The organism is Acidobacteriota bacterium (assembly GCA_016195325.1).
Taxonomy (GTDB): Bacteria; Acidobacteriota; Polarisedimenticolia; order JACPZX01; family JACPZX01; genus JACPZX01.
In genome coordinates this window covers 1-12,286 of the sequence record JACPZX010000043.1, presented here as the reverse complement: position 1 = coordinate 12,286, position 12,286 = coordinate 1, and the positions used below count along the sequence as shown (strand labels likewise).

At 67.2% G+C, this 12,286-nt stretch carries 14 protein-coding genes; all 14 read right to left on the bottom strand.

The features are described 5' to 3' along the window. Window positions 1-232 precede the first annotated feature (232 nt). Window positions 233-775, bottom strand: coding sequence for a D-glycero-beta-D-manno-heptose 1-phosphate adenylyltransferase (rfaE2, locus tag HY049_09085; protein MBI3449054.1), 543 nt, complete (start codon window positions 773-775; stop codon window positions 233-235). 44 nt (window positions 776-819) lie between these two features. Next, entirely contained in the window at window positions 820-1,566 is a 747-nt protein-coding gene (locus tag HY049_09080; GenBank protein ID MBI3449053.1) for a hypothetical protein, read from the bottom strand. Beyond that, the gene (locus tag HY049_09075; protein MBI3449052.1) at window positions 1,541-2,329 is read right to left on the bottom strand and encodes a glycosyltransferase family 2 protein; all 789 of its coding nucleotides are present in this window, start codon (window positions 2,327-2,329) and stop codon (window positions 1,541-1,543) included. The genes HY049_09080 and HY049_09075 overlap by 26 nt, the downstream gene beginning before the upstream one ends. Then, window positions 2,326-2,739, bottom strand: coding sequence for a F0F1 ATP synthase subunit epsilon (locus HY049_09070; protein ID MBI3449051.1), 414 nt, complete (start codon window positions 2,737-2,739; stop codon window positions 2,326-2,328). The genes HY049_09075 and HY049_09070 overlap by 4 nt, the downstream gene beginning before the upstream one ends. Then, window positions 2,736-4,154: a F0F1 ATP synthase subunit beta gene (gene atpD, locus HY049_09065; GenBank protein MBI3449050.1), complete on the bottom strand. Its 1,419-nt coding sequence runs from the start codon at window positions 4,152-4,154 to the stop codon at window positions 2,736-2,738. The genes HY049_09070 and atpD overlap by 4 nt, the downstream gene beginning before the upstream one ends. 23 nt (window positions 4,155-4,177) lie before the next feature. Continuing rightward, a complete protein-coding gene (atpG, locus tag HY049_09060; GenBank protein MBI3449049.1) occupies window positions 4,178-5,038 on the bottom strand; it encodes an ATP synthase F1 subunit gamma in 861 nt (286 codons plus the stop codon). Window positions 5,039-5,073: 35 nt separating this feature from the next. Beyond that, the gene (locus tag HY049_09055) at window positions 5,074-6,594 is read right to left on the bottom strand and encodes a F0F1 ATP synthase subunit alpha (protein ID MBI3449048.1); all 1,521 of its coding nucleotides are present in this window, start codon (window positions 6,592-6,594) and stop codon (window positions 5,074-5,076) included. 3 nt (window positions 6,595-6,597) lie between these two features. Further along, complete coding sequence (gene atpH / locus HY049_09050) at window positions 6,598-7,137, bottom strand: ATP synthase F1 subunit delta (GenBank protein ID MBI3449047.1); 540 nt, start codon at window positions 7,135-7,137, stop codon at window positions 6,598-6,600. Window positions 7,138-7,315: 178 nt separating this feature from the next. Further along, window positions 7,316-7,699, bottom strand: a complete 384-nt coding sequence (locus tag HY049_09045; GenBank protein MBI3449046.1) for a polymer-forming cytoskeletal protein — start codon at window positions 7,697-7,699, stop codon at window positions 7,316-7,318. A gap of 131 nt (window positions 7,700-7,830) precedes the next feature. Continuing rightward, complete coding sequence (locus HY049_09040; protein MBI3449045.1) at window positions 7,831-8,691, bottom strand: ParB/RepB/Spo0J family partition protein; 861 nt, start codon at window positions 8,689-8,691, stop codon at window positions 7,831-7,833. After that, window positions 8,688-9,446 carry a ParA family protein gene (locus tag HY049_09035; GenBank protein MBI3449044.1) on the bottom strand — a complete coding sequence of 253 codons (759 nt, stop codon included), beginning with the start codon at window positions 9,444-9,446 and terminating at the stop codon, window positions 8,688-8,690. The genes HY049_09040 and HY049_09035 overlap by 4 nt, the downstream gene beginning before the upstream one ends. 177 nt (window positions 9,447-9,623) lie before the next feature. Beyond that, a complete protein-coding gene (locus tag HY049_09030) occupies window positions 9,624-10,283 on the bottom strand; it encodes a class I SAM-dependent methyltransferase (GenBank protein MBI3449043.1) in 660 nt (219 codons plus the stop codon). 21 nt (window positions 10,284-10,304) lie between these two features. Next, the gene (locus HY049_09025) at window positions 10,305-10,772 is read right to left on the bottom strand and encodes a hypothetical protein (GenBank protein MBI3449042.1); all 468 of its coding nucleotides are present in this window, start codon (window positions 10,770-10,772) and stop codon (window positions 10,305-10,307) included. Window positions 10,773-10,779: 7 nt separating this feature from the next. Continuing rightward, window positions 10,780-12,286, bottom strand: a 1,507-nt coding sequence (gene yidC / locus HY049_09020) for a membrane protein insertase YidC (GenBank protein MBI3449041.1), incomplete at its 5' end; no start/stop codon positions are given.

Genomic DNA, 12,286 nt, shown 5'->3' with positions numbered 1-12,286 from the left:
CGCAGGGAACCCCCAGCGCGTGATGCACGCCGAGAAGGTGCAGGGCCTTCGCCGGGTTCGGGAGGCCCGTGACCGAGACGGATCTTCCCCTCCCCCTCTCTTCCTTGAGGGCCTCGAGGCGGGCCGTGAACGACGGAGTTGCCAGCGGCGCGATCAACCGCCGGCCGAGGGCCGGTGGCATGTGGCGGACAGGTTAGACGGGGGTGGGGCTACTTGGCAATCGGATTGACAATCAGCCCCTTGCGCGGCCCCCCCTCCGGATCCTCTCCACGATCCTCGTCGTCGAGTAGCCGCTCTTCAACTTCACGCGCACGACCCGCCCGCCCCACAAGCGGACCTCGTCGCTTCCGACGATGGCGTCCTCCCCCCAGTCGGATCCCTTCACGAGGACGTGAGGCTTGAGGAGGCGGATCGTCTCGAGGGGAGTGTCCTCACCGAAGATCGTCACGTGATCCACGCACCTGAGCGCAGCCATGACGATCGCGCGGTCGGCTACCTTCACGATCGGGCGGCCGGGACCCTTCGACAGCCGCCGCACCGAGGCGTCGCTGTTGATGCCGACGACGAGGAGGTCGCCGAGGCGGCGCGCGGCCTCGAGGAGGGCGACGTGGCCGGGGTGCAGGAGGTCGAAGACACCGTTCGTGAAGACGACGCGCCTCCCCTGCCGGCGCAGCCTCGCACCCAGGGAGGCGAGCTGCCCGCGGGGGACGAGTTTCGCCCGGGCTTCGCCTTTTCGGCCCACCTTATTACTGCGTCGCGACTCCGGCACCGGCATGCCTCCTCAATGGGGTCAGGCTACCACGCGTCTGAATCCTGGACTCACCGTCGCGCGCGGTACCAGTCGTTGAAGAGACCGCACCCCGCGCGCAGCGTCGCCACGGCCATGTCACCCCGGAGTCTCCTCTCGATCACGCCGAGCCAGCAGAGCCGATCGGCCTCGAGCTTGAGGTGCGGCCGGTCGAGTCGCCTTCGGGCGTCGTCGAAGGCGACGTATCCCGCGCGCTCGACGAGGAGATCCACAAGCGACCGCGCGTCCGGCGACATCTCCTCCAACCACGCGGCGAAGGCGGCCTCGAACCTCGGGCGGCACGCCTCGAGTGCGGCATCGATGTCCGCCCCTTGCGAGAGAAGCCCCTTGAGAAGAAACGGATGGCCGCCCGCGAGAGAGACGATGCGCGAGACGGTGGCCGTCGGTGCATCGGGAGCGAACCGCGCGATCAGGGCTCCGGTCAATCGGCGATCCCAGACGGCCATCGGAAAGGGTTTGAGCTTCACGGCGAGCTCCGGGGGGAGGCGCCAGGGCGTGGACGTGGTCAGGCAAATCGTCGCAGGCCCCTCCGGTGCGGCGAGCGAGTCCGCGTCGTCCACGAAGAGAGTCGGGGAATCCTCCCCCAGCTCCAGAGCGACCTGCCTCACCAGCGACGTTTTCCCAATCTTCGCCCCGCCGAGGACCATCACGCTCGCGCCCTTCCGCAGCAGGCGCGCGAGCGCCGCGACGGACTGCACCCGGCCCATGAAGCGCCCAGGGCCGACCGCCGGCTCATCCCAGGCTTCCAGAGCTCCCACTCCCCTCGGGGGGGTCGTACACCCCCTGCCGGTACCAGCGGCGGATGCGGATCACGTCGCGCAGCATCTCGATCGGCGCGCTGAGGATCCCCACCTTCGAGCCCGGCGCGTTCCGCCACGTCACCGGGATCTCCTCGATCTTCACGCCGCGCTTTCTGGCGACATACAGTATTTCGACGTCCCACGAGAAGCGGTCCACGCGGGCGCGCCGGAAGATGGGCTCGGCGATGCGCCGCGACATCGCTTTGAAGCCACACTGAGTGTCGCGAAAGGGCAGCCCCGTCATCGACCGCACGACCAGGTTGAAGGTGCGCCCCATCAGCTCGCGGAGCGCGTTCTGACGGATCTCGACGTTCGACCCCGCCAACCCACGGGAGCCGATCGCGATCCCCTCCCCCATCGCCTTCAGGCGCTCGAGAAGCTTTGCCGCCTCGGTGAGGGGGGTCGACAGATCGGCGTCGCTGATCAGGATGGTGTCCCCCGTCGCGTCGAGGACCCCCCGGCGGATCGAATAGCCCTTACCGCGGTTTCGCTCGTTGACGAGGACCCGGGAGAGTCGATGCTTCGCCGCGAACCCGCGGGCGATCTCGGCGGTGCGATCGGAGCTCCCGTCGTCCACGAGGATCACCTCGCAGCCGGCGGGGTACGACGACGCGAAGCGCGCGACGGCGTCGAGGGAGCCGGAGAGCCGGACCTCCTCGTTGTAGGCCGGGATGACGAGGCTGAGCGCCGGGGCGGGAGGCCCCTTCGCCTCGGGGCTCACTTCTTCGCCGCGACCTGCATGCGGATGAGCGCTTTCTCGAGCGCCACCTTGGCGCGCTCGAAGTCGAGGCCGGCGGCGGCCCCCTTGAGGCGCTGCTCCGCGCGCCCGCGGGCGGCGCGGGCCCGCTCGACGTCCACGTCCTCGGGGCGCTCGCCGACGTCGGCGAGGACGCTCACGCGATCGGGGAGAACCTCGGCGAACCCCCACGCGATGAAGCACGAGAGGGTCTTCGCGCCGGTCCGGTACGTGAGCTCGCCGACCTTGAGGGAGGTGAGCAGGGGCGCGTGGCCCGGGAGGACGCCGAGGTATCCCTCGCTCCCCGGAAGCACGAGCTCGTCGACGTTCTCCTCGATGAGCTTGCGATCGGGAGTGACGACGGTGAAGTGGATCTTCCCTGCGGGCGTGCTCATGCCGCTTTCTTCATCTCTTCGGCGCGCGCGAGGACGTCTTCGATGCCGCCGACCATGTAGAAGGCCTGCTCGGGGATGTCGTCGTGCTTGCCGTCGACGACCTCGCGGAAGGCGCGGATGGTGTCCTTCAGCTCGACGTACTTGCCCGGGACGCCGGTGAACTGCTCGGCCACGAAGCAGGGCTGGCTGAGGAAGCGCTGAATCTTCCGCGCGCGGTTCACGATGACCTTGTCGTCCTCGGAGAGCTCGTCCATGCCGAGGATGGCGATGATGTCCTGGAGGTCCTTGTAGCGCTGGAGGACCTGCTGCACGTCGCGGGCGGTGTTGTAGTGCTCCTCGCCGAGGATGCGCGGGTCCATGATGCGCGACGTCGAGGCGAGGGGATCGACGGCCGGGTAGATGCCCAGCTCGGAGATCTGCCGCGACAGGTTCGTGTTGGCGTCGAGGTGGGCGAAGGTCGTCGCCGGCGCGGGGTCGGTGTAGTCGTCGGCGGGGACGTAGATGGCCTGCACCGACGTGATCGATCCCTTCAGCGTGGAGGTGATGCGCTCCTGGAGCTCCCCCATCTCGCTCGCGAGCGTCGGCTGGTAGCCGACGGCGGAGGGCATGCGCCCGAGGAGCGCCGACACCTCGGAGCCTGCCTGCGTGAACCGGAAGATGTTGTCGATGAAGAGGAGCACGTCGCGGTTCTCGAAGTCGCGGAAGTACTCGGCGACGGTGAGCCCCGTCAGGCCGACCCTCAGCCTCGCTCCGGGAGGCTCGGTCATCTGGCCGTAGATGAGCGCGGCGTTCTTGATGACCCCCGACTCCTTGAAGTCGAGCCACAGGTCGTTCCCCTCGCGCGTGCGCTCGCCGACCCCCGCGAAGACGCTGACGCCGTGGTGCTTCTTCGCGACGTTGTGGATCAGCTCCATGATGAGAACCGTTTTGCCGACACCGGCGCCGCCGAACAGCCCGATCTTCCCCCCCTTCATGAAGGGCTGGAGGAGATCGATGACCTTGAGGCCCGTCTCGAACATCTCGATCTTGGTGTTCTGCTCCTCGAAGGCGGGCGGCTCGCGGTGGATGGGGAGGCGGTGCTCGCTCTCGATGGGGCCCATCTTGTCGACGGGCTTCCCGAGGACGTTCATCACGCGGCCGAGCGCGGCGGGGCCGACGGGGATCGTGATCGGGCCGCCCGTGTCCTCGGCCTTCATCCCGCGCATCATGCCGTCGGTCGGCTCCATGGCGACGGTGCGGACGCGCCCTTCGCCGAGGTGCTGCTGGACCTCGGCGGTCACGTCGACGTCGACGGAGCTCTCCCCTTTCGCGCTGACGATGCGGACCGCGTTGAGGATCTGCGGCAGGTGGCCGCCGGGGAACTCGATGTCGATGACGGGGCCGATGATCTGAACGACGCGTCCTGCCGCACCCATGTTCTCTCCTGTCCCTGGATTGACTAGTTCTTGAGCGACGACGCGCCGCTGACCACCTCGATGATCTCGCGCGTGATCGACGCCTGCCGCACGCGGTTCATCGTGAGCGTGAGGCTGTGAATCATGTCGCCGGCGTTCTTCGTCGCGGCGTCCATCGCCGACATCCGTGCGCCGTACTCCGCCGCCGCCGACTCGAGGAGCGCTCGCATCACCTGGTATTCGACGTGCTTGGGGAGCAGCCGGTCGAGGAGCTCCCTCGACGACGGCTCGTAGATGTAGTCCTGGGTGGCCAGCGGCTCGTCGGTCTCGAGCTTGCGGATCGGGAGGAGCTGCTCGACGATCAGGCGCTGCTGCACGACGGACTTGAACTCGTTGTAGATGAGGTACACCGCGTCGAGCTCCTTCGAGATGTACCGCTCGACGAGATCTCCGCCGATACGCTGCGCGTGCGCGTACTCGACCTTGCGCGAGACGTTGAGGTGCTCGCGCACGATGCGGGCGTTGCGCCGGCGGAAGAAGTCGCGCCCCTTGCGGCCCACGACGTGGAGCGTGAGGACCTTCCCCTCCTGTTCCCTCAGGAACTGCTGCGCCCGCTTGATGATGTTCGTGTTGAAGGCGCCGCACAGGCCCCGATCGGCGGTGATGACCACGGCCTCGATCCTCGCGGTGCCCCGCGTCTCGAGAAGCGGGTGGTCCTCGGGATTCGCGCGCGTGGCGAGGGAGTTCAGCACCTGCAGCATCCGCGTCGCGTACGGCCGCGCGGACATCATCCGCTCCTGCGCCTTCCTGAGGCGAGCCGCGGCCTCGAGCTTCATGGCGCGCGTCACCTTCTGCGTGCTCTGCACGCTTCGGATGCGGCGCCGGATGTCTCTCTGGTTCGGCATCGTCTGGAGCTTCCCTGGCTCGGCCCGGGTCGGGCCTAGGCCGCGACCGCCGCGAACTCTTCTTTGAAGGCCTTGAGCGCCTCGTGGAGCTTCGCCTTGATCGCGTCGTCGAGGGTCTTTCTCTCGCGGATGTCCTTGAGGAGGCCGGCGTGCTGGCCGTCGAGGTACCGGTAGAAACCCGCCTCGAACGCGCGCGCCTTCGACACCGGCAGGTCGTCGAGGTACTTGTTCGTCGCGGCGAAGATGATGCAGATCTGCTTCTCGACGGGAACGGGGGCGTACTGTCCCTGCTTCAGGATCTCGACCAGCCGCTCGCCGCGCGCGAGCATCGCCTGCGTCGCCTTGTCGAGGTCGGAGCCGAACTGGGCGAAGGCCGCCATCTCGCGGTACTGCGCGAGGTCGAGGCGGAGCGTGCCGGCGATCGACTTCATCGCCTTGATCTGCGCGCTCCCGCCGACGCGGCTGACCGAGAGGCCCACGTTCACCGCGGGGCGCACGCCGGAAAAGAAGAGGTCGCTCTCGAGGTAGATCTGCCCGTCGGTGATCGAGATGACGTTCGTGGGGATGTACGTCGAGATGTCCCCCGCCTGCGTCTCGATGATGGGAAGCGCCGTGAGGCTTCCGCCGCCGAGCTTCGCGTCGAGCTTTGCCGCGCGCTCGAGGAGGCGCGAGTGGAGGTAGAAGACGTCTCCCGGGAACGCCTCGCGGCCGGGGGGCCTCCTGAGGAGGAGCGATATCTCGCGGTACGCCGCGGCGTGCTTGGAAAGGTCGTCGTAGATGCAGAGGGCGTGGCCGCCGCGATCGCGGAAGTACTCCCCCATCGCGCAGCCGGCGTACGGGGCCAGATACTGGAGCGGCGCCGGGTCACTGGCCGAGGCGATGACGACGATGGTGTGCTTCATCGCGTCGTAGTCCTCGAGCGTCTTGACCACCTGCGCGACGGTCGATTTCTTCTGGCCGATGGCCACGTAGATGCAGATGACGCCCGTGTCCCGCTGGTTGATGATGGCGTCGATGGCGATGGCCGTCTTGCCGGTCTGGCGGTCGCCGATGATCAGCTCGCGCTGGCCGCGACCGATGGGGATCATGGCGTCGATCGCCTTGAGGCCGGTCTGCAGCGGCTCCTTCACGGGGGTGCGGTCGACGACTCCGGGCGCGATGCGCTCGATCGACGCGCGGTCCTTCGTCTCGATGGGCCCCTTCCCGTCCTGGGGCTGGCCGAGGGGGTTCACGACGCGGCCCACCAGCTTCTCGCCGACGGGCACCTCCATGATGCGGCCGGTGCGCTTGACGCTGTCTCCCTCTAGAATCTTCGTGGACTCTCCGAGAAGCACGGCGCCGACGTTGTCCTCCTCGAGGTTGAGCGCCAGCCCGAGGACTCCGTGCGGAAGCTGCAGGAGCTCGCCGGCCATCGCCTTCTCGAGACCGTGGATGCGCGCGATGCCGTCGCCCACGGAGAGGACCGTGCCGATTTCCTGCACGTCGATCTCGCGCTCGAGCCCTTCGATCTGCCGCCTGAGGGACTCGACGATCTCGTCAGCCTTGATCTGCGCCATGCGTCATTCTCCGTGGAGGGTCTGCCGAATCCTCTCGAGCGAGCCGCGGACGCTGCCGTCGTAGGAGACGGAGCCCACCGTCGCGACCGCCCCTCCGATGAGAGAGGTGTCCGTTCTGAAGTCGATGCGCACGCGCGTGCCGGCGGCGCGGGCGAGCGCCTGTTCCCAGGGCCCGCGATCCGCCTCCGGGATGGGACTCGGGGTCGTGACGCTGGCGGGCGTCATCCCCAGCTTCCGGTCCTTGAGCTGCTTGAAGCCCGCGACCACTTCCGGCAGCTCGCCGATCGCCCGCGCCTCGACGAGGAGCCATGCGACGCGTCGGCTCTCCGTCAGGCAATCGAGCCCCGAAAGCGCGCCGTCGAGGAGACCCTTCTTGCGATCCACGCCGACGCCGGGGTTGCCCAGGACGCGGGCGAGCGCGGGGAGCTTCACGAATAGGACCCCCATCGCGGCGAGGTCCCTCTCGGCGTGCTCGAGCGCCTCGGGCGTCTTGAGCGCCTCGAGCAGGGCCTGAGCGTACCGGCGTGCGACGTGGCTGGGCAACCCGTTCCCCCGATCCTCTCGACCGAAGCTCTTCCGCCGATACGATCCACGCGCAACGGGGACGTCGGCGACGCGATCGTGCGGTCGTCAGCGCGCGCGGACGGACAGATTCAGGTCGTGTTGGAGTGGTCTCCTCTCGCCGAGGAGCGGCGGAGGCTAACACAGGGGTCTTTGAGGGTCAAACGGCGCGAGCGGCCTGCCTCTTCTGGTTCTCGGCGCCTTCGGGGGCCGTCTCCCCGTCCTTGATCGTCCCCATCTGCACCCTCGCCTCGACGACCCCGCCGTCGTGGACCACGAGGCCGGGTCGCCCGAGGAGCACTTCCCCTTCCACGCGCCCGCCTCCGTGGACCTCCAGACGCTCCTTGACGCGGATCGTCCCCCGGATGCGGCCGCTGATTGCCGCGCTGGCGACGGTGATCTCCCCTTCGACGTCGCCCGTAGGGCCGACCACCAGCTCCCCCTCGCTGCTGATCCGCGCGCGGACATGGCCGTCGATACGGAAGGTGTCCTTGAACTGAATCTCCCCCACCATCTCGACCCCTTCACCGATGAAACCCGTCATGTCTCCGGTCCGGGGGTGCGCTTCGGATGAGCTACCGAACTTCATAGCTGTGGTCTCCTATGTCGTTTCCGGGGTGACGGTGGTGCGGGCCACTCGAGTTATTGTTCTCCCATGAGGAAGAATATTTATTGTCAGAACCGAGCTGTCATCAGGCCATCGAACAGCCGGGACAGCTCCTCATCGCTGGCGAACTGAATCTCGATCTTCCCTCGGCCGCCGGCGCCGACGTCGATGGTGACCTTCGTGCCGAGGCGGCTCTGGAGCCTCTCCTCCGCAGCCCGGACGTTCGGGTCCTGCGACGGTCGCTCCCGTGCCGGGCGCTTGCGTCCGCTCGCGGTCCGTGTCTCCGCCTCCGCTGTGCGGACGTTCATCTGCTCGTCCACGAGCCTCGCGGCGAGGCTCCGGATCTGCGCTTCGTCGTCGAGCGCGAGCAGCGCGCGCGCATGTCCCCGAGTCAGTTTCCCAGACCTGATGAGATCCTGGACCTCCGCGGGCAGCTTGAGGATTCGAAGAGTGTTCGCGACGGCGGATCGGCTCTTGCCGACGCGCTCCGCAATCTGATCCTGGGTGAGATCGAACCTCTCCGACAGGACGCGGAACGCCTTCGCCTCCTCGAGCGGGTCGAGATCGCGGCGCTGCAGATTCTCGACCAGCGCCAGCTCGAGGGCGCGGTCGTCGGCGATCTCCTGGATCATCACGGGAATCCGCTTCAGCCCTGCGGTGCGCGCCGCGCGCCATCGTCTTTCTCCGGCGATGATCTCGTACCCGCCTCCGGCCGCCGGTCTCGCGACAACCGGCTGGAGGAGCCCGTCGCGCCGAATCGACTCGGTAAGCGATCGAAGATCGGCTTCGTCGAAGGTCTCGCGCGGCTGGAATCGGTTGGGCGTCATCGACTCGGGATCGAGATATCGGAGCACCTCCGGTGCGACGGCCGCGGGGATCTCGGGGATGAGGGATCCAAGTCCTTTTCCGAGGGCTTTGCGCTTCATCATTTCTCGATGATCTCCCGGGCCAGGCTGAGGTACGCCTCGGCCCCCTTCGAACGGATGTCGTACGTGATGATCGGCTTGCCGAAGCTGGGCGCCTCTCCCAACCGAATGTTTCGAGGGATGACCGTCTTGAGCACGCGCGTTCCCAGGTGCTGGCGCAGCTCGTCCTGTACTTGTCGTGATAAGTTCGTTCTATCGTCGAACATCGTCAAGACGACCCCTTCCAGCGTGAGCGATGGGTTGAGGCCGCTCGACACCCGCTGGAGGGTGGCCATGACCTCGCTGAGCCCTTCGAGAGCAAGGTACTCGCACTGCACCGGAATGAGCAGGGTGTCCGCGGCGACGAGAGCGTTCAGCGTGAGCAGGCCGAGCGAGGGCGGGCAATCGATCAGGATGAAGTCGTAGTTCTCCTTGACGCCGTTGAGGGCTCGCCTGAGCCGCTGCTCGCGGTCCGTCGCGGGGACGAGCTCGATCTCGGCGCCGAGGAGGTCCCGCTCCGCGGGAAGGAGATCGAGGCGCGGGATCTCCGTGTGAAGGATTCCCTGGATCGGGGTGTCACCGTCCATGAGGGTGTCGTACGTCGAGGGTCGATCGGGATCCGGCCCGACCCCGAGACCCCTGGTGGTGTTGCTCTGGGGATCGGCGTCCACGACCAGGACGCGCCGTTCCGCCACCGCGAGTGCGGCTCCGAGGTTGATCGCGGTGGTCGTCTTTCCGACGCCGCCCTTCTGGTTCGCGATGGCAATCGTTCTCGACACGTGGAATGGCTCTCTCGAGGTGGCAGCCCGTCGAAGGAATGGTACCTATCGTCTCCGCCCGGACACGCTTCGCCATCGGCATGGTGTGATCGTGTTCGGGCGCGCCAGACTACCACAGGACCGCCGGCGGGTGGCGGTGTTCACGATTGTTTCACGTGAAACATCGGGGGGCGTCCTTCAGACTCTCCGGAAAACCAGCAGCCGCGTCGTCTGGCTGTCGGGGAGCATCACCTCTTCGTTCAGCTCCAGCATCCGGGGGAGGCCCCTCCGGAGCTCTGCCGCGACGTCCGCGCCCGCGAAGATCATCAGGGCTCCCGCCGGCGCCAGGCTCGCCTCCGCTCCCCGGAGAAGCGTCTCCGCCGCGTTGACGGCGCGCATCGTGATGGTTCCGATGGGCGCATGGCGGAGCAGGTCTTCCGGCTTGTCGATGCGTTCCCGGCGAACCACCGCATCCCTGAGCTTCAGTGTTGCGATGACCCGCTCCAGAAACACGCTTCTGCGGAGATGGGGCTCGAGGAACGTCGCCTTGAGCGTGGGGTGGACAATCTTGATTGGGAGCCCCGGATACCCGTTCCCCGATCCCACGTCCAGAAGCGGTCCGGCCGCGGGATCGACTCTCTCCGCGGCGGTCAGTGATTCGCGGACATGGCGGCGAACAGCCTCGTCGATCGATCGGATGGACGTCAGGCTGATCGCCCGCGACCACTTCATCGTCATGGCGAGGTGGAGCGCCAGCCCCTCGACGGCTTCGGCCGGGTGCGTCCCGCCGAGATCGGGAAGGATCGACTGGAGAACCCGCAGGATCTTCTTCGTATCGAGGGTCGGAGGGGCGCTCACTTACTATCTTGCGCGCGACCGTTATTTTGACGCGCTGGCGGGGTAGATGCGGACGCGCTTCATGAAGCCGTCCCCGCTGCTTTCCGTCTGGACGCCGGGATCCTCGCTGAGCGCGAGGTGCACGATCCGGCGCTCGTACGGGTTCATTGGGCTCAGCTCGGCCGATTCGCCGATGCGCTTCACGCGCTCGGCCGTCCGCCGCGCCATCTCGGTGATCTCCTTCTCGCGGCCGAGCCGGTAGTTCGCGCAGTCGACCAGGACCCGAAGCTCGGGGCCGAACTGCTTCTGGACCACCTTGGCCAGGAGGAACTGGACCGACTCGAGCAGCTCCCCCTTGCGCTCCACAAGGAGACCGTCGTCGGGGCCGTTCAGATCGATCAGGATGCCTTCGTCGCCCGAGCGAACGACGGGAACGACGTCGATCCGGGCCGCCTCGATGAACCGGACGACGTACGCTCGGATCTCCTCCAGTCGCGCCTGTTCGCTCATGGCACCCTCACGCCGGGGCCTCCGTCATCGCGTCGGCCTTCTTGTTGATGAGGTACTGCTGGACGAGCCCGATGAGATTGCTCACGAGCCAGTAGATGACCAGGCCGCTCGGCATGCGCGCCATCATGAAGGTGAAGAGGATCGGCATCATCGCCATCATGCGCCTCTGCATGGGATCGGGGATGGTGTTCGACGTCATGTACTGCTGCGCCATCCAGGAGCACCCCATGAGGATGGGGGAGACGTAGTACGGGTCCATCTTCGAGAGATCGTGGACCCAGAGGAGGAACGGCGCGCCGCGCAGCTCGATGGTGACCGCGAGCAGGTTGTAGAACGCGATGAAGACGGGCATCTGGAGCAGCAGCGGGAGGCACCCCCCGAGGCTTCCCATCGGGTTCAGCCCTTCCTTCTTGTAGACCTCCATGATCTCGTCGTTCATCTGCCTCTGCGATTCCATCGACTTCTTCATCTTGCGGTAGCGATCCTGGATCGACTTCACGCGCGGCTGGATCTTCCCCATCTTCTTCGCGTTCTGGCGCATCGTGATCGCCGAGCGGTACGTGATGGGGAAGAAGGCGGCCCGGATGACGATCGTCAGGAGCACGATCGACACGCCATAGTTGCCGATGTACCCGTTGAGCCAGCGCAGCGAGAGGAACAGCCCCTTCGTCACGGTGTAGATGAGGGAGAAGCGGCTGAAGTCGATGGCGTGGTCGAGCTCGCGATCGAGCCCGGAGAGAAGGTCGTAGTCCTTCGGCCCGACGACCGTCATGAACTTCGCCTCGCCCTTCACGACGATCTTCGCGGCGAGGAGCGGATCCGGTGCGGGGGTGGCGGCGGTCGCGGGAAGCTTCACGGGCTCGAGCCTGAGCGACGCAGTCTCGGGCGTCGCCGGCACGACGAGCGACGCGAAATAAGTGCTCTCGAGCCCGCCCCACATGAGGGCTCCGGCGCCGGCCGCCCCGTCGAAGGACGTCGCCCCCGTCTGCAGCTTCGGCGGGTACCGGTGCGTCTGCTGGCCGATCTGGATGACCCCCTGCCCATGGGTGTGGAAGAAGCGGCTCGCCTTGTCCTCGGGAGACTCGGGGAGGCCGAGGGCCCACGTGAGATCGGCGGTGAGGGGCCCCCCGTCCTTCGTCACGGTGACGTCGACCTGGTTCACGTAACCGCTCGCAGGGATCGCGAGGCGCTTGCTCACGACCAGGCCTCTCCCGTCGGCCCACGCGAGGACGACTTCCTTCCCGGCGAATCCTTTCCCCGGCCATTCCTCGGATCCCCGGAGAGTCCGGACCTCGTGCGTGAAGAGGGCGCGGTCGAGCACCTGCGTCATCGCGTCGTCGCCGGCGACGACGATCCGCAGCGGGAACTCGGGGAGGGTGGCGGCGTCCCGATCGACGATCCCGATAGGGGCCTTCACGTCGTCGAGGTAACGCAGCAGGCGCCACGAGAGGATTCGGCCGCCGTCATTGCTGAAGCGGATCGAGCTCGTCTCGGTCTCGACGATGAACTCCTCG